The following is a 24,725-nucleotide window of genomic DNA, read 5'->3' as shown; positions in this document are numbered from 1 at the left end:
ATAGGTTTTTAAAACAATAAATAACAGATGGAAGATAAAGTAATCGGTTTTGGAATAGTAGGCACAGGAGCAATTGCCGGTATTCATGCGCAGGCCATTGGCGCGATAACAAATGCAAAGCTTTTGGGGGCTTATAGCTTAACCAAAGCTAAAGTAACCGAATTTGCAGGACTGTACAATTGTGCTGCCTACAATTCACTGGATGAAATGCTGCAAACAGAAGGTCTGGATATTGTATGTATCTGCACACCTTCCGGTGCACACCTGGAACCTGCGCTAAAGTCTATTGCCGCAGGCAAACATTGCCTGATCGAAAAACCTATAGAGGTTACGCTGGAAAAAACCGATCAGATCATAGCTGCCGCAAAACAGAAAAATGTGCAGGTTGCTGTAGTTTTTCCAACCCGTTTTTATCCCGCCAGCCAGCATTTAAAACAGGCAATAGACAGTGGCCGTTTTGAAAAGCTTGCCTTAGCCAGTTCTTACGTAAAATGGAGCCGCACGCACGAATATTACCAGTCCAATCCTTGGCGCGGTACCTGGAAACTGGATGGGGGAGGTGCTTTAATGAACCAGGCCATCCACTCTGTGGATATGCTGCAATGGTGTATGGGGCCTGTCGAATCGGTAATGGCCATATCCGGCAATGTAAAGCACAAAGATATTGAAGTAGAAGATACTCTGGTTGCCGTACTGAAATTTGCAAACGGTGCCATGGGCACTATAGAATGTTCCACTGCGGTTTACCCTGGCGCTTACAAAAAGCTGGAAATCATGGGTACCGCCGGCACAGTAGTGATGGAAGATAATGACATCATCCAATGGCAATTTGAACAAACCGGGGTAGATGATCATCAAAGGAGTGAAGGGCCTTCAGCGCACTCCTCTAAAGGTGGTGTTGCCGATCCAAAGGCCATCAGTTATTCCGGCCACCAGAAACAAATGGAAAATTTGATAGATGCGATATACAACAACGGAAAACTGTTAATAGATGCCCAGGAGGGGCGTAAATCAGTGGAAATTGTACTTGCCATTTACAAAAGCGCCCAAACAGGCCAGCTGGTAAAGCTTCCCTTATAAATTATGCCATTAACCAATTATACCATATAAACTAAACACATCAATGGAACAAATAGATTACATCGTATTGGCCGGATATTTTTTAGTCCTCGTTTTAATGGGGGTTTGGGGATATACCAAAATTAAATCCTCGGCTGATTTTTATACTGCAGGGGGTAAACTGCCCTGGTGGTTATCAGGTATTTCCCACCATGTTTCCGGCTATAGTGGGGCCGTATTTGTGGCCTATGCTGCCATTGCCTATAATTATGGTTTTACACTGTACATGTGGTGGGCACTCAGTATTGCCATTGCCATGGTGGGCACCGTATTTTTTATTGCACCAAGATGGGCCAGGTTAAGGTCTAAAGCCGGCATACAATCGCCTACCGAATACCTGGCCACCCGGTATAATCTGCCTACCCAGCAGGTTATGGCCTGGAGTGGCGTCATCATTAAAATATTTGATGTGGGTGCAAAATGGGCGGCCATAGGTATTTTGTTAAATGCTTTTACCGGCCTTCCTTTGGGTACAGGTATTTTAACCGCCGGCGTGGTAAGTATGATTTACATTACCATGGGTGGTTTATGGGCCGATGTAGTGAACGATCTGGCTTCCTTTCTGATCCAGTTTACTACTGGTATCATCATGATGGCGATGGTACTGGTGCAATTAGGCGATGGTTTAAACGGAATATTTACCATGTGGGACAGGTTACCCGCGGCACATGGGCAATTGTATAATGGCCCGTACACCCCGGCTTTTGCCATTTCCTTTACCGTAATCTGCTTTTTTAGCTTTAGCGGCGGTACCTGGCACCTGGCTACGCGGTTTATTTCTTCTCCATCGGGCACCGAAGCACGTAAGGCCGCAACGCTTTCCATGCTGATGTACCTGATCTGGCCGTTGATCTTGTTTTTTCCAATGTTTGCCGCGCCTATATTTTTAGAGAACCTCGCTGATCCAACGCAATCTTACGCCTTGATGGCGATGAAATTCCTCCCTCATGGGTTGGTAGGCCTGTTGCTGGCCTCTATGTTTGGCAATACTCTGGCCATGACGGCTGCGGATGCCAATACCATTTCGGCAGTAATCACCCGGGATATCCTGCCGGTATTGTATCAGAAAATGCGGGGCTTTGATCAGAAAAAGCTGCTGGTTATTGCCAGGGTTACTACGTTCCTTTTTATATTTACTACTTTAGTCATTGCATTTCAGGCAAAATCTTTCGGCGGGGTGTTCGGCCTGATCATTACCTGGTTCTCCGCATTGGTAGGCCCGACGGCTATTCCAATGATATTGGGGCTGTTGCCAGCATTTAAGCACAGCGACAGCAGGGCAGCCTTGTTGTCTATCTTTGGGGGACTGATCACTTTTGCCGTAATGAAATCATTTATGACTGTAAGTTTAACCGCAGAGCTTGCTTCTCCAATCCTTACCTCTATGGTTATTTATATTGGCTGCGGCCTGTTTTTAAGGAGTAAAGTGAAACCGGAAGTGGAAGCTTTGCTGAATTCATTAAAGAATGATCATTAGTTAAGGTAGCCATATCTTTTTTTGAAATAGAAAAGGCCGGTATAAAAGATACTTGGTATCCTTTATGCCGGCCTTTGTATTTTGTTTTAATACATTAAAGCTTGTAACTGAACAAGTGCGAGCCACTTACAAAGAAGATCCGGCCGTCGGCATAATCTCCGCCGGCTTTAATGCTGGAAGGAGCCGTAGCTATGCGGGTCAGCTGGTAGTTGTCTGGATTGATCTGTACAATTGCCCCGTCATGGAACAGCATATATATTTCGCCTTTAGGCCCAGCGACAAATATCCTGGGGCATTGTTCGCCGGTTGTCCGGCCAAATTCAGGAAGCAGATCTTTCTGGTGGATTACCTGTTTTTTGACCGGGTCGAATACAAAAAAATCTTTTTTGTCTCTGATGCCATAAACCATTCCATTGGGCATTATGCGCATGTCACTGTATTCCTGGGCTCCAGGGACCAAGGCCTGCTGCCATTCTATTTTTTTGCTGGCCATATCCATGATATAGGCTACTGCTTCCTTTGCTTTCCTTTCTCCACCCGAACCTGGGGTAGTAGTGGTGCCGCCCAATATTTTTCCATTTTTTAAGGGTACAATGCTCATCGTAGACTGGTCTTGCACTACTTCCTTGTCTGTCAGCAATACCTGTTGCCTGGTCTTGTTGTTCCAAAACAACAGACCGCCACCTGTAGCACCATATTCCGGGCTGCCGCCCATAATGATTGTTTTTCCATCCGGATGGGCCATCAGCCGGAATGGCCTGATAATAGTTGGTGATGCTATGGAGAGGTACTGAGGGTTGGAAACACTACCTTTTTTTGGCCAGCCTTTCCAGGGCTGATAGGGGTTCCAATCAATCAGGTAGCCCCCATTGTACACCCCGAAAAACACTTTGCTGTTCTGGTTGACCAGTGCATTAAACTGCCCGAGGGCAGGGCGGTTTACCCAATTGTCGTTTTTAAGGTTGTAATTAAAAAAGCGCATCGGAAAAGCTGTACCACCTACTATAGTCCCATCTGGTGCAGTACCAACACCCATTACAATCGCGCCATCGCTGGAATAATTAAAGGTTACTTCCGTTGTTTTTTTTGTTTTGGGGTTCCATGTAACCAATATCCTGTTCACCAGGTCGAGGCTTTTCAGCAGGCTGCCATCCGGAAATTTATCATGGACAAGTGCTTGAGAACCGGTAATAACAGGTTTTGGTTTTGGCGTCGGATATTGCCCTACCTTGCTGGCTTTGCCTTTGTACAGTTCATACCAGGGACCACTTCCGGTGCTCAGGCTTTGTCCGTAAACTTTTCCGTTTAAATCCCTTAATACTGACGCTATACCTAATTTTCTTTCTGATTCGGGGAGTATACTTTTAATTTCGGCAGATACGGGATCAAAAGCAAAAATCTGGCTGGCGGCATTGCCTAACCCAAAATAGATCCAGCCGCTGTCATCTGCTGTGATCGACCTCGGATATTGTGCCCATTTTTCTTTGTTTACAGATTTATAATCTTTAAACTCACGGGTTTTGGGGTCAAAAGAAACCAGGCCGCTGCTAGGGTAAGTTGCAGCCCAGATTCTGCCGGTATCATCGGCGGTCATAGACATTGCCATTTGTGGCGTGGCCTTGCTCACAAAGGTGAATTTCCTTAATACAGGATCAAATTCTACAAGATGAGATCCATAGAGGGAATAGAGTTTGTTGCCGGCAGACAAGATGGAGGAAAACGGTGTATCCCCTTTGGTGTCAAAAGGGACTGGGAATTCCTCGCTCTTACCGGTCAGGGCATCAATCATCAGTAAGGCATAGCCTCCGCGATGGTCAAATAGCCAGACCAGCACTACGTTACGGCCTTCCCCGTCAACTGTTGATACCACGCCGCGATGGTTACTGATGGGCGATGCAACCCCGTGGTCATAAAAACCACCTCCAAGGTCTTTAGTTTTGCTTTCTACAGTGAAGCCGTTATTGTCTGCAAGCGGACTCACCTGGACATTCTGCTGTGCATGGCCTGTAACAATAAATGCCATGTAAAAGGATAAAAATAGAATTGTTTGTTTCATTTGTTTTGTTTTTGTGGTTACGTACACGTAAATATAAATATACTGGTTATTAAAGCACTATAAAATCTTAATTTAGCGTAAATTATTTGCTATATATATTTTTTTGTTTCAAAAGAATTCCTACCTTAGATATAAATCGGGTACGTACACTAAAAAATACATCATTTATAATCAAATACCCCGGAAAAACTAAAACCAAAACCAAAAACATGAAACCATCAGATTTTTCAAGAAGGCATTTCATAACTGCTGTAACCACCAGCTCATTGGCGGCAGCGTTTTCAAATGTAATTCCCGCATTCGGGCAGACTGCTGCGAAGGACCAGGGAAAATTGGCCATTTTGGGCGGAACACCGGTAAGGACGAAGGGCTGGATCAACTGGCCTGCTGTACTTGCAGATGAAAAAGTGATTGCGTCTATTGTAAACACCACTAAAAGTGGTAAATGGAGCCGCATCCAGAATCCTGCGAACGGTACGGTAGCCACTTTTGAAAAGGAATTTGCCGCTTTACTGAACGTAGGTTATTGTGTTGGTACGGGATCGGGCACACAAGCGCTCAGTACCTGCGTAGAAGCAATGGGCATTGGGCCGGGTGATGAGGTGATTACCTCTCCTTATACAGATTTCGGGACGATATCTGCTATTATCGGTAGCCGGGCACTCCCGGTTATGGCCGATCTGGACAGGGCTTCTTACCAGCTTGACCCGGCAGATGTAGAAAAGAAGATCAATAAAAATACAAAGGCTATCATGCCGGTTCACATGATGGGAATGCCGGCCGATATGGATCGCATTATGGCAATTGCAAAAAAGCATAACCTCCGGGTAATTGAAGATGCCTGCCAGGCCAATTTTGCGCAATACCAGGGCAAGCAGATCGGCACCATCGGCGATCTGGGCTGTTTTAGTTTTCAGGCAAGTAAACAAATGTCATGTGGTGAAGGTGGTGCTGTGGTCGGAAATGACCAGGCGCTAATGGATAAGGTATATACTGTGCAGAACCATGGTACAGATCGTAAGGGTAAAAATGTAACCATTGGCCCCAAATATCGCATGAACGAACTGGAAGGAGCCATTTTAATGGGACAGCTATCAGGCGCGAAAGAGCGCTTTGCCCGCAGAAATGAAAATGCCGCCTATCTGAGTGCTAAACTTAAGGGCTTTCCGGGCCTTATCCCGCAAAAACAATATACAGGTACACAAAGCAGTGGTTATTACCTGTATGCCATGAGCTATCAAAAAGAACATTTTAATAATGCCGACAGGATCAAGTTTCTGAAAGCAGTGGCCGCCGAGGGAATTCCCCTAAGTCCATATATTAAAGGACTGCATACTGAGCCATGGGTTGACCATATTTTAGGTTTGAAAGAATATAAAACCATGTATAGCCAGCAAAGGCTTGCGCAATTCAGGGAACAGGCTTTAAACCTGCCCAAATGCGATCTGGTCGGTCAGGAAATGATCGTGCTGGGCGGGTCTGCCCAGTTGCTGGGAACCAAGGCAGATATGGACGATGTAATTAACGCAATTATGAAAGTTTATGAAAACAGAGATAAGTTAAATACCATAGGATAAATATACCATTAAACACAACACACACACATGAGCCTGAGTCTTAAATATTTTAAATTGTTGTTTTGCATGCTGGTCTTAACCTGCTTTGTAAACGATGTAAATGCCGTTACTGTTGATTCTTTAAAGCAGCTGCAAACTACCCAACTCAGTTTAAGTACTTTTGATGTAGATGCGACACCGCCCGTAGGCACTGACCTGACTTATGATCCGATGATCAATTCCTGGGATTTAGGGCTCAGGGCCAAAGGGTATGTATTGATGGGCGCCGGTAAACCCATTGTAGTTTGTTCGCTGGATTGGATCGGTATTGCCAATGACAGTCAGGATGAATTTAAGCGTGCGATTGCCAATGCGGCCGGCACTACGCCAGACAGGGTAGCAGTACACGCCACGCATGTGCATGATGCCCCGGCTTCCGATTTTGGTGCCGAGAAGATCCTGCTTGATGCGGGTCTTAAGCCCATCTGTTTTGAAGGGACTTTTGCACGTGAAGTGATCCATCGCCTGGAAGTTGCCGTGAAAAATTCGCTGAGTAAGGCACAGCCCATCACTCATCTGGGTTTAGGCAGCGCAACAGTTTATAAAGTTTCTTCCAACCGGCGGATTGTCGGTGCAGACGGCAAGGTTAAGGCGAGCAGGACTTCTGCTACAAAAGATTCTGCCATACGTGCCGAACCAGAAGGCTTGATTGATCCCATTGTTTCGCTCATCAGTTTCTGGAATAAGGACAAACCGGTAGCTGTGCTCAGCTATTATGCTACTCACCCGCAAAGTTATTACCGGACAGGGGTAGCCAACCCTGATTTTCCGGGTGTCGCCAGGTTCATGCGTCAACTGGCAGTGCCAGATGCCCTGCACATTCACTTTAATGGAGCAGGAGGCAACATTACTGCTGGTAAATATAATGACGGTGCACACATCAACCGGCTCATCCTGGCAGAAAGACTGGCCGATGGGATGAAAAGGGCCTGGGATGCCACTAAAAAAGAACCGATTGATGCTTCGCAGGTGGCATGGACCATTGAACCGATCAAGATCCCTTTAAAAGAGGATGTAATCACGATGGAACAGAAGATGCGGACAGAAACGTCTGTGTTCCTGGCTAATAACATGTCTAAACTGGTGCTGCTACGCAGGGAACAGGCTGGAAAAAAAATTGACATGAGCTGCCTTAAACTGGGTAAGGCCCGTATTGTGCATTTGCCAGGCGAACCTTTCATTGAATACCAGCTGGCTGCCAAAGCCTTCCGAAAAGATCTCTTTGTAGCAGTAGCCGGTTACGGCGACTATTCACCAGGCTATATGTGTGATGAAAAAGGTTATGGCCAGGGTGGCTATGAGGCCGGTCAGGCCTCGGCCGCAGATCCTCATATTGAAAAAGTACTGATCACCGCCATACACAAATTGTTAAAGAAATAATTAACCTAACCATAATTCTGATGAAACCTAACACACACAAATCTAACTCAGAAACCAGAAGGAAATTTATCAAATCAACCGGTATATTTGCCGCAGGCTTAGCCCTGATGCCCTCCTTATCTATCGCATCCGAAAGTGATAAAGGGATGTGGAGCTTTCTGACCGGAAAACAAGACGACAAACTGGCTGTAATGGGCGGTAAACCGCTCCGTACCAAAGCCTGGCAAAAATGGCCGATGTGGAACCCGCAAACAGACGAAAAGCGGGTTGTTGACAGCATCAGGAGCGGTGTCTGGTCACGGGCAGGCATAGCCAACGAATTTGAAGCGGCATGGGCCAAAACCCTGGGCTGTAAACGCAGTTTAACTGTGGCCAATGGTACCAATGCTTTAATTGTTGCGCTCCACCAAATGAACATCGGTGCAGGAGACGAGGTTCTGGTTCCCCCCTATACCTTTATTGCTACTGTTTCTGCGGTGTTGTTAAATGGCGCCATCCCTGTTTTTGTGGATGTTGACCGGGAAACTTTCCAGATGGATCCGGATAAGATCGAGGCAAAGATTACCCCGCGTACCCGGGCGATATTACCGGTGCATATTCTGGGCCTTCCCTGTGATATGGACCGCATCATGGCCATTGCTAAAAAACACAACCTGCTGGTGCTTGAAGATGCCTGCCAGGCGCATCTGGCTGAATATGACCATAAGAAAGCGGGCACCATCGGAAATGCGGGCTGCTTTAGTTTTCAGAATTCTAAAAACCTGCCTATTGGTGAAGGCGGCGCAATTGTAAGTAACGACGACATTTTTATGGATAAATGTTTTGCTTACAACAACTATGGATATCCGGCTGGTACGGCTTCAGGGGCGATAGGCAATGGAAGCCCTATGCTCGGGACCAAAGTACGTACCACAGAATATGCCTCCGCGATAGGACTATCCCTTTTACCTTACCTGGAAACACAAACTGCTACCAGAAATGAAAATGCTGCTTACCTGAAAGCCAAAATAGAGAAAATTCCGGGTATCGTGCCTTATAAGCTGTACCCTAAAGTAAACAGGGCTGCTTTTCACCTTTTTCCTTTCCGTTTCCAGCAACAAAAGTTCAAAGGTTTAAGCAGGGCCAAATTTTTAAAGGCTTTAAGAGCCGAAGGGATCCCTTGTTCAAGCGGGTATACACCCTTGCAGAAAATGGATTTTATCAAAAGTGCTTTTGAGTCTAAAAACTTTAAACGCATGTATACTGCCGCCGAGCTGAACTATGAAAAATACATGGAGAACAATAAATGTCCGAACAGTGATATCCTTTGTGATCAGGAAGCCGTATGGTTTACACAAAATATGCTGCTGGGCACAAAGTCTGATATGGACGACATTGCTACTGCTATCGCCAAAATCTACAAAAATGCGGACGAACTAAATAAAATGGGCTAGTGATGAAGAGAACAATTTTATTTTCTATCCTTTCCTGTTTTGCGTTGATCGGCACTGTTGCGGCACAAAAAACTGCGCAAGCTGAAGCGGCCGATTGGAAGGCCGGTATTGCCAGAACTGTAATTACCCCAAAGCAGCACATGGCAATGGCCGGCTTTGCCAGCCGGAACCATCCGTCCGACGGTAAGCTGCACGATCTGTGGGCTAAAGCCCTGGCATTGCAGGATGCCAATGGCAAAAAGGTGTTATTGGTTACTACCGATCTTTTGGGTTTACCCAGAGAAATATCCAATCACATCCGGGATCGTATCAAAACCAAGTTTGGATTAGAACGTGACCAGATCATTTTAAACAGCTCACATACCCACTCCGGTCCGGTTTTGCAACATGCCTTGTCTGATATTTATTTACTGGATGCCGATCAGCTGGAAAAAGTTAAACAATATTCCATAGCCCTGGAAGACCAGATCGTAAAACTGGCAGGCGATGCTTTAAGTAAAATGGAACCGGTTTCGCTGTATGCGCAAAACGGTGTGACCCGCTTCCAGGTTAACCGCCGTAATAATCCCGTAAGTACCTTAACTAAAGTTCCTGCACTGCAAGGTCCAAATGATTATGCGGTGCCGGTGATTAAAATTCTCGATAAGAAAGGTAAGCTGAAGGCCATTGCTTTTGGGTACGCCTGTCATCCCACCACCCTGGAGATTTACAAGTGGTCGGGTGATTATGTGGGTTTTGCACAATTGGAACTGGAAAAGGCCCATCCAGGAGTAACGGCGATGTTTTTTCAGGGTGCGGGAGCCGATCAGAACCCTTTGCCACGTCATACGGTGCCATTGGCCAGGCAATATGGCCGCGAACTTGCTGCTGCGGTTGACCGGGTAACCGAAGAAACCATGCGAAAGTTACCTGCTACCGTTTCTTCTGCCTATTCGGAAATCGATTTGCCACTGGGAGCGATTCCAGACAAACAGGAACTCTCTAAAATTGCTAAAACTACGCCTGTTGCTTATCAAAAGCGCTGGGCAGAGCGTATGATCAGCAAGTTGGATAAGGGCGAGCAGCTGATCCGGACTTATCCTTACCCGGTGCAGGTCTGGTCGCTTGGCGGACAGCCGATTGTTGCCCTGGGCGGAGAACTGACCATTGAATATTCGATTAGAGTAAAACAAGTGTTCGGTCAGGATACCTTTGTACTGGGTTATTCCAATGACGTGATGACCTATATTCCTTCCTGCACCATTTTGAAGGAAGGTGGCTATGAAGGAGATGCCGCCAGGATGGTTTATGGATTGCCTGCAAAATGGGATTTAACGATTGAGGAGAAGATTTTGAGCGAGGTAGCTGCTTTGGCTGAAAAAGCCGGTGTGCCAAAAATTGCAAAATAATTAGACTTTAGAGAAGATTTATGAATCTTAAAGAATCAGAACCTACTGCATCAGCATCCCTATCCCGGCGCAAGTTTATTGCCGGGACAGGTCTGTTGCTGGCTGGAGCAACCTTAAAATTGCAGGCAAACCCGCTCGTTTCAGGCGCCCCGCTTTCCACGCTTTTTGCAGAGCCCATTATCGATATCCATCAGCATACCGATTATATGGGCCGCACCACCGATCAGCTCATTGCACACCAGCGGGCAATGGGTATCACCAAAACCATCCTGTTGCCTTCAGGGCGTCCGGTTAATTCTGCCAGCACGCATTTTGGCGTAGGCAACGGTTTGCAGGCAAAAGCAACTGGAAACACGATCTGTTACGGACTGGCAAAAAAATACCCCAAGGAATTCTTATTCGGAGCTAATGAAGTACCTGATGTACCGGAAGCCATCGAAGAAATAGAACGATACCTGAAGCTTGGGGCTTGTGTGATCGGTGAATCAAAGTTTGGCGTAGAATGCGACTCGCCCGAGATGCAGAAGATCTATGAACTGGCACAGGCCTATAATGTACCGGTGTTGATGCACTGGCAGTATGGAATGTACAATTATGGCCTGGAACGTTTCCACAAAATGCTGGAAAAATATCCTAAAGTGAACTTTATCGGGCATTCACAAACCTGGTGGGCCAATATAGACAAAAACCACCTTGACCAGAAAGTGCTTTATCCGAAAACTAAAGTTACACCAGGGGGATTAACTGATCAGCTGCTCAGTAATTACGAGAATATTTACGGCGACTTTGGCGCGGGTTCGGGTTTAGGCTCGATGACAAGGGATGAAGACCACGCCCGTATATTTATTGAAAAACACCAGGACAAACTGCTTTTTGGCAGCGATTGTACCGACATCACAGGCCATATAGACAATTGTCTGGGCGCAAAGATCATTGCCGAAGTCAGGAAGTTATCGCCTACCAAAAAAATAGAAAGAAAAATTTTATATCACAATGCAAAAAAACTGTTCCGCTTGTAGTACCTCCATTATAGCTGGAACCCATTTAAAAAATAAAATGAGCAATACCTTAATCGCAAAGCAATATTATTCCGGATTCGAACTGGCCCACGATACCTATAATGCGATATCGGCAGCCAGCGATGGCAGGATCTATTATGTGCTTTCTTCAGAATCTTATGATATAGGTGGAAAAATTTACGTTTACGATCCTAAAACAGACCAAACAGCACTGCTGGCCGACCTGACCGAAATCTGTGGCGAAAAAGACGGCAAAACCATACCGCAGGGCAAAAGCCATGTGCGCTTTTACGAAAGTAAAGGCAAACTGTATTTTGTAACCCATGTAGGTGTTTATGACATGATAGACGACATGGAGCGGCTGCATGTTAAAGCTCCGGAAGGTTATGAACTGTATCCGGGCGGGCATATCCTCTCCTACGATCTGGTTACCGGTAAATTTGAAGACCTGGCCATTGCCCCGGAAGGGGAAGGCTTGCTTACCATGGCCATTGATAAAGAAAGGGGACACATTTATGCACTGACCTGGCCACTGGGCTACCTGGTTCACTATGACATGAATACCGGTAAATTAAGAAATCTGGGCCTTCCATGCGGAAGGGGAGAAGCCGGACAGGTAGGGACAGACTATAGGGTGATCTGCCGGTCGATGTTTGTAGATCCGGCCGACGGCACCTTGTATTTCTCTACTGCCGAAGGTGATATCCTTACTTTTAAGGCGACTGAAGCCTCTTTTTCGAAACTGGAAGGTATTGACCTGAAACTGGATTATTTTGGTGCTTACGATGCCACAAGACCTGGCAGCATGGGTTATAACTGGCGCAAAATATTCTGGTATGCACCAGAAGAGGTAGCCTATGGCGTACATGGAAATTCGGGTTACCTGTTCCGTTTCGACCCAAGAAAACGCAGTATCGAAATTGTAGACCGTATAGCTTCCGAACCGTCCCAAAAAAGTGGAATGTTCGATCAGTTCAGCTATGGCTACCTGGGTTTCCAGCTGGGGCCGGATGGTAAAACCATTTACTACCTTACCGGCGGGCCAATCTACATAGATGGCAAACGCCTCAAAGGAAAAGAAAGCATTGCTAAAGGTGCCGCTAAAGGATTAGAGAACCTGCACCTGGTTACTTATGACTTGTCCAACAGAAAATATACAGACCATGGGGCCATTTTTTATGAAGACGGTTCCAGGCCAACCTATGTCAACTCCATTACCATTGATGCAGCAGGCAATGTGTATACCCTGGCCCGGTTTGAGCATAACGGAAATGAGATACAGGACCTGATCAAGATCCCGAACCCTTTTTAACAGACACACCAAAAAACAAAATAAAAAATGAAAACCCTGAACCTTAAAAGAAACCTGATATGGATTGCCATGGTGGCAGTCGTATTTGTCTCCTGTTCAAAAAAGAAAAAGTACCAGGACTCCCGGACAGCCGAGGAATCTATAGGTACATTCGATATGCTGAATGGCTTTAAAGCGGAAGTATATGCTACTGAACCCAATGTTACAGACCCCGTTGAGTTAACATTTGACGAAGAAGGGAATGCTTTTGTCATTGAAATGGGCGATTATCCATATAAGGCAATAAAAGGACAGGGCAAAGGGCAGATCCGGAAGCTCATCGACAAGGATGGTGACGGAAAGATCGATACCTCCGTTGTTTTTGCCAGCAAGCTGGAAAGCGGTACCAGCATATTGCCATGGGAAGGCGGCTTACTGGTAACTGCTGCGCCGAATATATTTTTCATGAAAGATACCACTGGTGATCACATTGCTGACATTAAGGAAGTTTTGTTTACTGGCTTCTTTGAAGATAATTCTGAGGCACAGATCACGAGCTTAAGGTACGGTATCGACAACTGGATCTATGCCAATAATGGCGGCATGGCTGGTGAAATCACCTTTACCCGCAAACCAAATGCCCCTGCCTTGCAGATTAAAGGCGGCGATTTCAGGTTCCGCCTGGACAAAGGTCTGTTCGAGGTAGAATCAGGCGCCGGGCAGTACGGCATGGACATGGATGATCTTGGACACCGTTTTTATACCAACAATTCCAGACACATCTCCAACTCACCCATTGCAGCCAGGTACTTGAAACGTCACGATCACCTGAACTTTAAATCTGTAGTGAACATTTATGCGGCAGAGCCGATCATGTACCAGGCTACCCCTGCGCCATGGTGGCGTGCAGAACGTACAAAAGCACGCAACGCGAATTTTGAAAAGGAAAAGCTGGACAGGAAAGAATATGCGGAAGGCCGCTTTACGGCAGCCTCCGGCGGTACCATATATGCCGGCGATGCTTATCCTAAATCCTATTATGGCACGCATTTTATAGGTGAAGTTGCCGGTAACCTGGTGCACCGTGATGTTATAGAAATCAGTAATGAGGGCCCATTCTTCGCTGCTAAACGTAGTGCCGAAGAAGAGAAACGGGAATTTATTTCTTCTACAGATCCATGGTTCAGGCCATGTAACTTTACCCTGGGTTATGATGGCAACCTGTATATGATCGATATGTATCGTCAGCACATCGAAACACCGGTGTCTATCCCTGATTCCCTGAAAATGGATATGGATTTTATGCGTGGCAACAACTTTGGCCGGATTTACCGTATTGTTTCTACAGAAGGAAAAGCCCAGAAATCGCTTCCACCGCACATGAGGAACCAGTTTACCCAGGAGCTGGTGGCTTACCTGGGTCATCCAAACCGCTGGTGGCGCCTAAATGCGCAGCGTGTAATTATAGAGCGTAAAGACAAATCAGCGATCCCGGCATTGACCAAAATGTTCAACGAGGACAAGAATCCGATTACCCGCTTACATGCTTTGTATACTTTAGAAGGCCTGGATGCCTTGAATGCGGAACTTGTTGGCAAAGCATTAACCGATGCCAATGCAGGTTTAAGAGAACATGGCGCCATTTTAGCCGAACGTTTTCCGCAACTGTCGGATCAACTGGTAAAAACCATTGCCGATCCTGTTGGGCTCGTTTCTTTACAGGCTACATTAAGTGCCGGACAGTTGGGAGCCGCACAGGTAATACCTGCTTTTGCCAGCCTTATCGAAAACAAATACAAAGACCTATGGTTTAGCAATGCGGTATTGAGCTCGAACCCAGGTTCTTCTTTTGAACTGCTGGATCAGCTGGCCAAAAACGGTACTTTCTTTAAAGCCACGGATTCGGCCAAACTGGCTTTTGTAAAAAACATAGCTACAGCTGTCGGATCCAGAAAATCGGCTGCTGAAGTTTCCAGACTGCTCAGTTTCTTGTCATCGCCAATCGCTACAGCAGACAGCAAATGGGTACAAACCAGCTTAAGCGGTCTGGCAGCAGGCTTTAAAAAATCTAAAAATAAAAGTGGTGCTGCAGGCATTGTAAGCAATATCAAAAAAATGGGAGGTAGTGCTGCAGCAGAAAATAAAAAAGCATACCAGGAAGCAGCTGATGCTTTAAAAGAGATTTGATGGTAATAGAAAAACAGATATAGATGAAGACTCAAAACAACTCACGCAGGGCTTTCCTGCAAAAATTTCTTTCGGCAGGGCTGGCCATTGCTGCAGGTAGTGCTGGTTTAGCCAGCTGCAATTCGGAAAGCCCGAAAGAAGGGCAGGCCGCAAAAGATGCTACACCAAAAGTTGGTGCGGATACCTCCGCATCTGCTTCGACAGGTAGTGCTCCCGAGGATTTCAAATGCGGCGACTATTCCAATGTAAGCAAGGAAGAACTGGCTAAACGTAAAAAGCTGGGTTATGAAGAGCATTCTTCTGATCCGGAAAGGGAATGTGTAAAGTGTAACCTCTTTATTCCAAAAGGGGAAGAAAAAACCTGCGGAGGATGTATTCTTTTTAAAGGGCCGGTTAATAAAGACGGTTCCTGCACCTATTGGGTTGAACAGGTTTCCTAAACATATTTAAAACATAAATTAATGCTTCAGCAAACTTATAAAATAGTTAATGGGAAAATCATCACGCCTTATCGAATTATGGATAGAGGAACGCTGTTGGTTAAAGAAGGTAAAATTGCGCAGATCAGCGAGTCTGATATACAGGCAGCGGATGCGGTTGAAATTGATGCCCGGGGGAACTATGTTTCCCCGGGGTTTATAGATATTCATATCCACGGTGGCGGTGGCCATGATTTTATGGATGGGAATGAGACTGCCTTTCTTAAAATAGCTGAAACACATGCCAGGTACGGCACCACAGCAATGGTACCCACCACTTTAACCAGTACGCGTGAAGAACTGCTGAATACCCTGGACATTTATAAGGAGGCCGATAAAAAGAATACCATGGGCGCAAAATTTCTGGGTATGCACCTGGAAGGACCTTATTTTTCACCTGATCAGCGAGGGGCCCAGGATGCGCGTTTCATCCGCAATCCTGACCCTAAGGAATACAAAGCGATCATTGCCTATTCTGATGTCATTAAACGCTGGAGTGCTGCCCCTGAATTGCCGGGGGCCATTCCGTTTGGCCAGTACCTGAAAAGCAAGGGGATCATCGCCGCTATGGCGCATACCGATGCCATTTACGAAGAAGCGCTGGAAGGTTTTGAAAACGGTTATACACTGGCCACTCATCTTTATTCCTGCATGTCGGGTGTTACACGCCGTAATGCTTATCGGTATGCAGGCGTAATAGAAAGTGCTTACCTGATTGACGAAATGGATGTGGAAATTATTGCCGATGGCATACACCTGCCCGCCGCCTTGCTGCAACTGGTTTATAAGATAAAAGGTGCTGCAAAAACTGCATTGATCACTGATGCCATGAGAGGAGCGGGCATGCCGCCCGGCGACAGCATATTAGGTAATATCAATACGGGTATGAAGGTAATTGTGGAAGATGGGGTGGCCAAACTACCCGATCGCAGTGCTTTTGCAGGTAGTGTAGCTACTACTGATCGCCTGGTACGTACCATGATCAGCATGGGACGGGTACCACTTATCGAGGCCATAAGAATGATCAGCAGCACGCCCGCGAATATTATGGGTATTGCCCATAGTACAGGCGCTCTGGTTGAGGATAAACAGGCCGATATTGTCATCTTTGATGACAATATTAATATCCAGATGACCATGGTGAACGGTCAGCAGATCTATACCAATTCTGAAATTTAAAGGATCAGAAAGGGCTTTTAAAATCTGCAAAAAGGGGAAGTACCTGATCTTTATCAGAAAGCAGCAGTGCTGCTTCAGGAATTGTGGCGTTCCAGTTAATGTTCAGATCAGGGTCGTTCCAGATCACACCGATTTCTGAAGCCTTATCATAGTAATTGCTTACTTTATAGGTAAAAATGGTCTGATCTTCCAGGGTTAAAAAACCATGAAGAAAGCCCGGAGGTACCCAAAGCTGTTTGTGGTTCTCGGCACTCAGTTTAATGTCAAAATGCTGCCCATAGGTTGGAGAATCCTTTCTGATGTCTACTGCAACATCCCAAACTGCACCTTGTAATACACGTACCAGCTTGCCCTGTTCAAATGGCTGGCTTTGCGCATGTAAGCCACGCAAAGCTCCTTTTTGTGAAAAGGACTGGTTGTCCTGTACAAAAGCAGCACTAATGCCTGCTTCAGCAAAAAGTTTGGCATTGTAACTTTCATAAAAATAACCGCGGTTGTCTTTCCAGACTTTAGGCTCAATAACTAAAAGGCCCGCTAATGGGGTGGAGGTAATTTGCATAGTTCTGTTAATCGATATATTCCATTAAAGTGCGGAAAGCCACAAATTGATTTTCAAAATGCTTATTGACATCGGCCTGCAATGCCGGGGCAAATTTTTCCTGGTAATCCTGGTAATCGGCCATGTTTGCTGCAACATACTGGGCACAATAGGTTACGCCTTCATTCGGCGAATCCAGCACCTTTAGTAAACGATGGGAAACAAATTTTCCGGCGGCCATTACGGCTGGTATATGTACCTCCTGCATCCATTTCAGCCAACGTTCGGCTGCTGCATCTTCAATGATTGTGGTGACGTTGTATAAAAGCATGTTGCAAAGATAATACTATGTACCAATATTGTCTCCCCTAAGTTTTCTGAAGCGCTTGCGGGCTTCGGTGGTAAACATGCTGCCTGGATAATCGTTGATCAGTTTCTGGTACAGGTTTTTGGCCTGTTCATTGTCTTTTAAGTTTTTTTCGTACAGATCAGCCAGGCTAAACAGGGCATCATCGGCCCAGATGCTACTGCTTTGCTGTATGGTAAGTTCTTTAAGTGCTGCTACAGCTTTATTGATCTCGTTGCTTTTGATGTAGATCTTCGACTTGGCCATTAAAATATCATCTGCCAGGCTGTTGTTTGGAAAGGCAAGGGCAATGCTGTCCAGTTTGGTTATGGCTTTTAAAGGAAGGTTCCGGAATTGCAGCATTTCGGCATCAGCATACATTTTCAGTGCACTACTGTCCAGGGCAGATTGCAAATTGTCTGAGATCAGCAAACTCAGGTTCAACGCATCATTGGCAATCAATTGCGAGGTAGAGGCTTTGAGTACATCGGCCTGTGATTTGGCATAGGCAAAATTGCCCTGGTAAAAAGACAGCCGGGCCGATCGGTACCTGGCCTCATTGCTAATTTCCTGGTTTTCAAACTTCCTGGCCACCTGTTCATAGATCAGAAAGGCCTCCCAGGGTTGCTGGGTAAGGATGTAAATATCGCCAAGTTCCAGCTTAACCTGCCCACTCTCTGTAGCCGAAATGCCGGGGGTTTTGAGCAGATCTTCCAATGCTTTTTCGGCTTCAGGCAGCTTGTTCAGGTAGTAAGCCTGCAGGTTGGCCCATTTTTTTAAGGCAAAAATAGTCTGCCGGGTTTTGCCGTATTCGTCTATGATGGCCTGGTATCCTGCGGCCAGCTCGGTTATCGCTTTTTGATCAAATTGCCCTGCAATGACCAATTGATATTTGGCATTGATCATTTCTACCTTTGCGGGCAGGTACCAGGGGCTTTCCTTGCCCTTGGTCAATACATATTCGTAGGCCTTAATGGCAGTGGGATAGGCCTTGTTGTCTAAAAAGGTGCCGGCAGTATTGAATAAAATTCCCCCGTCATCTTTGGTGCGTTTATCTTGTGCAATCAGCTGTCTCAGGGCCATTTCATATTCCTGTTGCTGCAGATATTGCCAGATGAGCAGTTTGGTATAAATCTCTGTTTGTGGTTCTTTCTGTATCTTTTTTAACAGGGCAGCCTGTAAAATCTGATAATCGCTGTTGTCTTCAAATATAGAAGAAAGTACACTCTCGGCCTGTGGCAACAACTGCGGCATCTGAGGCAGGGCATTGATGTACTCCTGTACCAGCATGTTCTTATCCTTTTTATAGCGGTAAATGCTCAGCAGTTCATAAGTAAAAGGTTTGTCGTCGTTCAGTATTTTTCTTCCCTGTAAAAAAGCAGAAATGGCCAGGTCATAGGCCTGGAAGCCGTAAAAATGATTGGCAATTTCCCTGATCTTAAATTCATCGGGCGGCAGGTTACTGATGACCTGCATGTATAACTTATTTGCTGCCTCAGTTTGGCCTTTATCCTGGTAAATACGTGCCAGGGCTATACCGTATTGCAGGTTTTTTGGGTTTTGCCTGCTCAGTTTTTTAACTAATTTTTCGGCATCATCAAATCGCTTCAGTTTTAACATCGAGTTAAAATAAAGCTCAAAGTAAGCGTCGTTCCTGCTGTTGTTAAAGAGTTTTTCCAGCAATACAACAGCCTGCTGATACTGGCCCTGCTGGTAGTACTGATAGGCCAGGGCATCGTCCACATTATCCTGCGCCAGGCCAAATAAATGTGTAAAAGACAACAGCACAACTGCAAATAATTTCTTCATTCCGTGAACTAAGATCGGGAATTTGGTGAATAAATAGTAAATTCATTTTCTAAATTCATTCGCTATGTCAACAATTGATGGATTACTCAATCTTGAATCGCTGGAGAAAAAAGTATTGGAGTTAAATTCAAAATCTGATGTTTTGCTAATCCGGGTATTGTCTTATTATGTTCAGGGCATTGAAGCGATGTTCCCCGAAATGCATTGTTCCATTATGCAGGTTAAAAATGGCCGGCTGTATGGCTGGGTCGTTTCCTCTTTGCCTAAAGATTATACTGATGAAATTGAGGGGGCGCAGATTACTGATCATGCAGGCTCCTGTGGTACAGCAGCTTTTTTAAAGCAAACGGTAATTGTAACGGATATTGCTAATGATCCGCGTTGGGATGACTACAAGGAAGCCGCTTTGGCAGCTAATCTTCTGGCCTGCTGGTCGAGGCCGATTGTCAATTCGGAAGGTCAGGTTATGGCTACATTTGCCATTTATTACAGTGAAGTTAAGGAGCCTAATGAGGATGAATTAAATATCATTGAGCGGGCCAGCTCTTTGCTAAAGGTGGTACTGGAAAGCAGGCAATATGCTGAAGCTTTGAAATCCAGTAATGAGCTATACGATTATGTAAACAGGGCCACCAACGATGCCATATATGACTGGGATATCATAGCTAACAATATCGAATGGGGTGAGGCTTTTTTCAGGATATTTGGCTATGAGCCGGATGGCGAAAAATTTCCTGTTCAAAGGTGGATTGAAATGATCCATCAAAATGATATTGATCCGGTTACCAGGGGGCTGCGTGAGGCATTAAGGGATCCTGTTAAAACGAACTGGACGTCAGCGTACCAGTTTAAGCGTGGCGATGGTACTTATGCATTTATAGAAGAAAACGGATATGTTTTAAGGAACAGCGATGGAGAGGCCATCCGAATGATTGGTGTGATACGGGACATCACCCGGCGGATGGAACAGGAGCTGGAGCTCAAAGAACATCTGGAGCGTTATAACGCGGTGTCGAAGGCAACCAGTGATGCCATCTGGGATTGCAACCTGTTAACCAAAGAAGTAAAATGGAACAATGGGGTCAAAGAGATCTTTGGGTACGAACAGGTGGAGGAGAATTATCAGTGGTGGTATGATCATGTGCATCCTGATGATGTGGAGCGTATTGTTGCCATTGTGGATAACTGTAAAAAAGAGAAACGCTCACGCTGGACTGCCGAATATCGTTTTCGTTGCCAGGAGGGATGGTATAAATTTGTACTGGACAGGGGCTTTTTGTTATTCGATGAGAATGGGGAAGCGATCCGGATGATCGGGGCCATGCAGGACATTACCGAGCGCATCAATTATATCCATACCATTGAGGAGCAGAACATCAGGCTTCGTGATATTGCCTGGGCGCAGACCCACCTGGTCAGGGCACCCCTGGCGCGCATTATGGGACTTGTCGAGTTACTCAAGGAGCCTGAAAGTCAAAATATAGATGAGCAGCAGGTACTCACTTACCTTCACAATTCGGCAAAGGAGCTCGATGAGGTGATCAGTGGGATCATTGAAAAAAGCAGGAATTAGGATTCCATTATTCTTATCCATTCCTGCACCAGGCCTTCCAAAACCGGTTGCGCTTTTTTTACTTCAGCCATGGTCCGGATTTTAACAAATGCTTTTCCTTTTGTGCCTTTTTCAAGCAGCCCTGATTGGTCATTCAGTAGCTCACCTTTGTGAAAGATTAAGGCTACACAATCTTTAAGTCTCGGATTAAAAGTAGCCATAGGCTCTTTATAGTCAAAGCTGGGACCACCCCATTTAACGTCTTCTTCCATTCGGGAGTCTGCTTTTAAAATGATGGCCCGTATTGCCTCCATTTCAGGTTTTAATGGATGATCTAATTTTTCCATAAACTCATCAACCTGTCTGTTATTGCTCATGATTTGTTTTTTATATTAATATTTCTTTCAACATAGTCAAAGGTAGATTCGCTGGGTTAAAAAGGAAGGGGGTAAATACGACAATTACAGGGGGATTTTTACCTGATAAGACGATTATTGATCATTTTTCAATTAATTTTATAATGGCGGCCCCTTGTGTTTTCCAGGTTCCGGTTTCATTTCGTTTAGCCTGGCCCCAGGTGCTAACCTCCACTGAATCACCTGGGGCCAGTAAACGGATCTCAAACTGGTCCCCTGGTTTAAAAGTGCTACTTTTACTATCCAGGAGAATGTGTGTCCGCTTATTTGTCATGTTCCTGATCATCGCTTTTTTCCTGCTCTGACTGTCCACTAGCCAAAAGCCATTATAACCGCCATTGTAATCGCGGTTTGCTGTACTTATTGCGGGCAATCCTGTTTCATAACTGTAATTATAGGTATAAGGCCGTGTGTGTGGAAAAGGTGCATCGGTCACAACGCCATGGGTTTTAGGATCGTAACGCTTTACTTTCCCAACTGCATGTACATTGCTTGAAGCATCGAGCATAAGCCAGCTGTTTCTGCCATCAGCCTTTGCTGCATTTACGCGCAAAGCATAGGGCCGTGCAAGGGCAACCCTGTTTACCCTGATGATGCTCCCTGCTAAATTTCCAGTGCTTGCATAAGGTGCATTTACCTTTATCCGCAGCGGTCTGCTTTTTACCTGCAGAATTTTAAGCGGTGCCGTAAACAGTGGCTGAACGGTCATTTTAAAGTTTCCATTACTGATGTGGCCTGCACCGGTTAAAGAAGCCGCCAATACTTTTCCAGCAGCATCTATCCCTAAATATCCTTCTTCACCTGAAAAAGAAAGGTTAGTATCAAATGAAAGGCTCGTCCGGACCTTGTCAGCAGCGATATAGAAATGCTGGCGTATGCTGGATTTGACCTCAGCCGTTGGTGTTAGCTGCAATGCGAATGCATTTTTAATCCCATTTAACGGCATCAACTGCCGGACGGTTGCAAGTTTGTTTTTCCCGGATGTCGGGAGAATTACAGAGCTGAAGCGGACCAATTCAGACACGGGAACCTTAACATGCGATAAAGCATAGCTTAAATGAATGGGGTTTCTTGGCTGCGGTGAATGGGCTGTGATGAGCTGTGCTGAAGGGGGAGCGAAATGTGAAACATAGAGTTGATGACCGGTGGTATCTGTGGCTGACCACTGCAGATTGACCGGGCCATTTAAGGTATAAAAAGCAGGCCCGCTAAGAAAGCCATAACCCTCTCCCGGAGGTGCAAAATAAAAGGGCTTATCCGCATAAGATTTTACACGTCCGTTTGGATCCATTTCGGCAGCATAATCGACATCCGGGCTCCAGACTGATCCCGCACGTGTTTGTTTTAATACGGTTTGGCTGGTATTGAGCACTTGTAATTTGCCTTTACTGATGCCATGTAAACTGTAATCATACTCTTGCCCGCCCTTAGCCCAGAAATTATCAATCAGGTAACTATCGTCATCAGACAGATCGATCAACGCAATCCGGCGTTTATATAGTTTAAGATTCTGGTCGGCATATGCAGGCAAATCATTCACTGCTGCGGAGCGCAGCACGCTTCCGTCTGTCCAGGTTTGCAGATCTCCGCCTGCTGAAGGTTGCCGGAGCTGGTTTCGGCGGTTTACAACCAGCAAATTGTGAGCTACTGTAGTGGTTGTAAAGCCAAAGCGTAAATGGGTATTGAAATAACCGGGGTCAAATGAAAACTCCCGCCCTTTGGCATAAAATGCCAACCCCAGTTCATCGGCCTGGCCATGATTAAGTGTTGGACCAAATCGCAGGAGTGCAGCCCGTTCGTTTTCGTGCTGACCTGAACGCAATACCAATGTGCCGGAATCAAAGAATAAGGTGCTTCGTCTCTCTGAAGCACTGCTTGGGGCTTTATGCTGCGCTGCTTTAGTAAATTCTTCCCAGCCGTACAGATCAAAGAGGTCGGCTCCGGAATGCGGACCACCAGGAGGCGCGTTCTGCAGCATTAATCTACCTGTTTTCAATGCGGCATCTCTTAATGCATTGTTATCTGTGTAGCGATAAAACTGATAAGCTGCCTTCAGTGTACCTTTGTCAAATGCCCTGCCGCTGGTAATGAGCGCATCATCAGGGCCGGCATCTCCATATAGAGGCAACCTGCCGGCAACCTGGATGCCGGTAAAAAAATCAAAAGCAAAAAGTGCAAACCTTGGGTCATCATAGGCAGCGTAACCCTTTGGGTAGGAAGGTAACTGCATGCGTTTCAGAAAGTAAGCTGTAGAAAGCAACAGCTCACGGGTGTGGCTGGCATATAATGTGCCTGTTTCGAAATACCGCCCGTTAATATCGATGGTGTTACTTACTGCATTTTTAAAGCCTAATGGCCCGTTAAGCGCCCAGTTTACCCATTCGGGGATACCCAGTAAAGCCCCTACAACCAAAGGGGCACGGTTGTAATCAATATTTCCATTGTTAAGCTCGTAACTGGCCCCTTTACCTGACTTTGCCATGCGCAGGCAATAGTCGGCACCGTTCATCAGCATGTTGAGCTCAATATTTTTAAGCATCGTATAGCCAGGATTAGACATTGATGGTTTAGCCGCATGTTTACTCGCGGAAAGTATTTCCGTAAAATATGCATAGTTCATCAATGCCCGTGCAGCCTGATAATAAGGCCGGTCCAACCGGCCGCCGTCAGGTTTTCCTGGTTCATTATGGGGATAGTCGATCGGACCTTCATATGCCCTTGGATAAATGGTTGCAATGGCATCCAGAATCCATAATGCCCGCTCGGCATACGTTTCATTTTGGGTTAACGCATAGGCGTTCACTAAAGCGGGAAGTTCTGTGCTTTCCAGTTTAGCAATGGTCATGCCATTTGCAAGTGCTATAAAATAATACCTACTCTTGTTTTTGGGATCATTCCAGCCCATACCCTCATCCAGATGTTCCCCGTTCGGATAAACAATCCCATTGCTGGCCTCAACATGCCTCGGATCGTTCCAGCCCCTCCATGTCATGCGCTTTTGCTCTACAGGATCAAGGTTCAGCCCAAGTCCGTAAACATATATCGATCCTTTGACCGGGATGACCTGCTTCACAAATTCATAATCACGCTTAATCCATGCATCTGCAGTCTTAACGTAGCTGTCCTTCACTGATCTGGCCCATTCTTCTTTTTCAACACGGTTGCGTACAGCGGTCAACTCCTGTTGGTTGATATATAAAAACGGGCCTTGTGGCACCTTCACACGCAGTATCTTTTCAAATTCACCCGCTGATTTCAGGGCCGGATCCCGATCGGCTGCAGATTGTGCAGCTGCATGGAAAGCGCAGATCAGAAAAATTATAGCGTGCAAACAAGATAATTTAATAATTTTCATTGGTGCCGGATTTGGTTTCCCCGGATTTAGGTATTCAGGAAACGGGTTATGCTCTTTTATTTTAGATTCGGTAACGTACCCTAAT

Annotated in this window: 18 protein-coding genes; 12 read left to right on the top strand and 6 right to left on the bottom strand. The window is 45.8% G+C overall.

The genetic code is table 11. The features are described from left to right. Window positions 1–27: 27 nt before the first annotated feature. Complete coding sequence (locus tag R2Q85_RS15440; RefSeq protein WP_316812698.1) at window positions 28–1,080, top strand: Gfo/Idh/MocA family oxidoreductase; 1,053 nt, start codon at window positions 28–30, stop codon at window positions 1,078–1,080. Window positions 1,081–1,123: 43 nt separating this feature from the next. After that, window positions 1,124–2,596, top strand: a complete 1,473-nt coding sequence (locus R2Q85_RS15435) for a sodium:solute symporter family protein (RefSeq protein WP_316812697.1) — start codon at window positions 1,124–1,126, stop codon at window positions 2,594–2,596. 94 nt (window positions 2,597–2,690) lie between these two features. On the opposite strand, the gene R2Q85_RS15430 is transcribed toward R2Q85_RS15435, so the two are convergent. Next, complete coding sequence (locus R2Q85_RS15430; protein ID WP_316812696.1) at window positions 2,691–4,652, bottom strand: hypothetical protein; 1,962 nt, start codon at window positions 4,650–4,652, stop codon at window positions 2,691–2,693. Between the two features lie 209 nt (window positions 4,653–4,861). Between R2Q85_RS15430 and R2Q85_RS15425 the strand changes: the two genes are divergently transcribed. From R2Q85_RS15425 to nagA, 9 genes are all read left to right on the top strand, one after another. Next, the gene (locus tag R2Q85_RS15425; protein WP_316812695.1) at window positions 4,862–6,229 is read left to right on the top strand and encodes a DegT/DnrJ/EryC1/StrS family aminotransferase; all 1,368 of its coding nucleotides are present in this window, start codon (window positions 4,862–4,864) and stop codon (window positions 6,227–6,229) included. A 66-nt stretch (window positions 6,230–6,295) separates the two neighbouring features. Continuing rightward, a complete protein-coding gene (locus R2Q85_RS15420) occupies window positions 6,296–7,648 on the top strand; it encodes a hypothetical protein (RefSeq protein WP_316812694.1) in 1,353 nt (450 codons plus the stop codon). Window positions 7,649–7,668: 20 nt separating this feature from the next. Beyond that, entirely contained in the window at window positions 7,669–9,081 is a 1,413-nt protein-coding gene (locus tag R2Q85_RS15415; protein ID WP_316812693.1) for a DegT/DnrJ/EryC1/StrS family aminotransferase, read from the top strand. A gap of 2 nt (window positions 9,082–9,083) precedes the next feature. Further along, window positions 9,084–10,469: a neutral/alkaline non-lysosomal ceramidase N-terminal domain-containing protein gene (locus R2Q85_RS15410; RefSeq protein WP_316812692.1), complete on the top strand. Its 1,386-nt coding sequence runs from the start codon at window positions 9,084–9,086 to the stop codon at window positions 10,467–10,469. 20 nt (window positions 10,470–10,489) lie between these two features. Next, entirely contained in the window at window positions 10,490–11,488 is a 999-nt protein-coding gene (locus R2Q85_RS15405) for an amidohydrolase family protein (RefSeq protein ID WP_316812691.1), read from the top strand. Between the two features lie 37 nt (window positions 11,489–11,525). Next, window positions 11,526–12,800, top strand: a complete 1,275-nt coding sequence (locus R2Q85_RS15400; RefSeq protein ID WP_316812690.1) for a hypothetical protein — start codon at window positions 11,526–11,528, stop codon at window positions 12,798–12,800. 27 nt (window positions 12,801–12,827) lie between these two features. Further along, window positions 12,828–14,966, top strand: coding sequence for a PVC-type heme-binding CxxCH protein (locus tag R2Q85_RS15395; RefSeq protein WP_316812689.1), 2,139 nt, complete (start codon window positions 12,828–12,830; stop codon window positions 14,964–14,966). Window positions 14,967–14,989: 23 nt separating this feature from the next. Continuing rightward, the gene (locus R2Q85_RS15390; RefSeq protein WP_316812688.1) at window positions 14,990–15,406 is read left to right on the top strand and encodes a hypothetical protein; all 417 of its coding nucleotides are present in this window, start codon (window positions 14,990–14,992) and stop codon (window positions 15,404–15,406) included. A gap of 21 nt (window positions 15,407–15,427) precedes the next feature. Further along, window positions 15,428–16,624: an N-acetylglucosamine-6-phosphate deacetylase gene (nagA, locus tag R2Q85_RS15385; RefSeq protein WP_316812687.1), complete on the top strand. Its 1,197-nt coding sequence runs from the start codon at window positions 15,428–15,430 to the stop codon at window positions 16,622–16,624. A gap of 4 nt (window positions 16,625–16,628) precedes the next feature. Here nagA and rfbC read toward each other — a convergent pair whose 3' ends face one another. Genes rfbC through R2Q85_RS15370 form a run of 3 tightly spaced genes read right to left on the bottom strand, consistent with a single transcriptional unit; the run spans window position 16,629 to window position 19,317 of the window. After that, window positions 16,629–17,183 (bottom strand): dTDP-4-dehydrorhamnose 3,5-epimerase, encoded by a 555-nt coding sequence (gene rfbC, locus R2Q85_RS15380; protein WP_316812686.1) that lies wholly within the window; start codon window positions 17,181–17,183, stop codon window positions 16,629–16,631. A gap of 7 nt (window positions 17,184–17,190) precedes the next feature. Next, window positions 17,191–17,493, bottom strand: a complete 303-nt coding sequence (locus tag R2Q85_RS15375; RefSeq protein WP_316812685.1) for a DUF4286 family protein — start codon at window positions 17,491–17,493, stop codon at window positions 17,191–17,193. Between the two features lie 15 nt (window positions 17,494–17,508). Further along, window positions 17,509–19,317, bottom strand: a complete 1,809-nt coding sequence (locus tag R2Q85_RS15370; protein WP_316812684.1) for a tetratricopeptide repeat protein — start codon at window positions 19,315–19,317, stop codon at window positions 17,509–17,511. A 64-nt stretch (window positions 19,318–19,381) separates the two neighbouring features. On the opposite strand from R2Q85_RS15370, the gene R2Q85_RS15365 reads away from it, so the two are divergent. Continuing rightward, a complete protein-coding gene (locus tag R2Q85_RS15365) occupies window positions 19,382–20,890 on the top strand; it encodes a PAS domain-containing protein (RefSeq protein WP_316812683.1) in 1,509 nt (502 codons plus the stop codon). On the opposite strand, the gene R2Q85_RS15360 is transcribed toward R2Q85_RS15365, so the two are convergent. Beyond that, window positions 20,887–21,246, bottom strand: a complete 360-nt coding sequence (locus R2Q85_RS15360; RefSeq protein WP_316812682.1) for a DUF1801 domain-containing protein — start codon at window positions 21,244–21,246, stop codon at window positions 20,887–20,889. The genes R2Q85_RS15365 and R2Q85_RS15360 overlap by 4 nt on opposite strands. 121 nt (window positions 21,247–21,367) lie before the next feature. Further along, window positions 21,368–24,640 carry a heparinase II/III family protein gene (locus R2Q85_RS15355; RefSeq protein WP_316812681.1) on the bottom strand — a complete coding sequence of 1,091 codons (3,273 nt, stop codon included), beginning with the start codon at window positions 24,638–24,640 and terminating at the stop codon, window positions 21,368–21,370. Between the last annotated feature and the right edge of the window lie 85 nt (window positions 24,641–24,725).

This window comes from Pedobacter heparinus (assembly GCF_032678725.1).
In the GTDB taxonomy this organism is placed as follows: Bacteria; Bacteroidota; Bacteroidia; order Sphingobacteriales; family Sphingobacteriaceae; genus Pedobacter; species Pedobacter heparinus_A.
This window is presented reverse-complemented; position numbering and strand designations above follow the sequence as displayed.

Bases quoted from the DNA above. Each gene is read 5' to 3' on its own strand.
- R2Q85_RS15440 (WP_316812698.1), top strand. From the start codon at position 28: ATGGAAGATAAAGTAATCGGTTTTGGAATAGTAGGCACAGGAGCAATT.
- R2Q85_RS15435 (WP_316812697.1), top strand. From the start codon at position 1,124: ATGGAACAAATAGATTACATCGTATTGGCCGGATATTTTTTAGTCCTC.
- R2Q85_RS15430 (WP_316812696.1), bottom strand. From the start codon at position 4,652: ATGAAACAAACAATTCTATTTTTATCCTTTTACATGGCATTTATTGTT.
- R2Q85_RS15425 (WP_316812695.1), top strand. From the start codon at position 4,862: ATGAAACCATCAGATTTTTCAAGAAGGCATTTCATAACTGCTGTAACC.
- R2Q85_RS15420 (WP_316812694.1), top strand. From the start codon at position 6,296: ATGCTGGTCTTAACCTGCTTTGTAAACGATGTAAATGCCGTTACTGTT.
- R2Q85_RS15415 (WP_316812693.1), top strand. From the start codon at position 7,669: ATGAAACCTAACACACACAAATCTAACTCAGAAACCAGAAGGAAATTT.
- R2Q85_RS15410 (WP_316812692.1), top strand. From the start codon at position 9,084: ATGAAGAGAACAATTTTATTTTCTATCCTTTCCTGTTTTGCGTTGATC.
- R2Q85_RS15405 (WP_316812691.1), top strand. From the start codon at position 10,490: ATGAATCTTAAAGAATCAGAACCTACTGCATCAGCATCCCTATCCCGG.
- R2Q85_RS15400 (WP_316812690.1), top strand. From the start codon at position 11,526: ATGAGCAATACCTTAATCGCAAAGCAATATTATTCCGGATTCGAACTG.
- R2Q85_RS15395 (WP_316812689.1), top strand. From the start codon at position 12,828: ATGAAAACCCTGAACCTTAAAAGAAACCTGATATGGATTGCCATGGTG.
- R2Q85_RS15390 (WP_316812688.1), top strand. From the start codon at position 14,990: ATGAAGACTCAAAACAACTCACGCAGGGCTTTCCTGCAAAAATTTCTT.
- nagA (WP_316812687.1), top strand. From the start codon at position 15,428: ATGCTTCAGCAAACTTATAAAATAGTTAATGGGAAAATCATCACGCCT.
- rfbC (WP_316812686.1), bottom strand. From the start codon at position 17,183: ATGCAAATTACCTCCACCCCATTAGCGGGCCTTTTAGTTATTGAGCCT.
- R2Q85_RS15375 (WP_316812685.1), bottom strand. From the start codon at position 17,493: ATGCTTTTATACAACGTCACCACAATCATTGAAGATGCAGCAGCCGAA.
- R2Q85_RS15370 (WP_316812684.1), bottom strand. From the start codon at position 19,317: ATGAAGAAATTATTTGCAGTTGTGCTGTTGTCTTTTACACATTTATTT.
- R2Q85_RS15365 (WP_316812683.1), top strand. From the start codon at position 19,382: ATGTCAACAATTGATGGATTACTCAATCTTGAATCGCTGGAGAAAAAA.
- R2Q85_RS15360 (WP_316812682.1), bottom strand. From the start codon at position 21,246: ATGAGCAATAACAGACAGGTTGATGAGTTTATGGAAAAATTAGATCAT.
- R2Q85_RS15355 (WP_316812681.1), bottom strand. From the start codon at position 24,640: ATGAAAATTATTAAATTATCTTGTTTGCACGCTATAATTTTTCTGATC.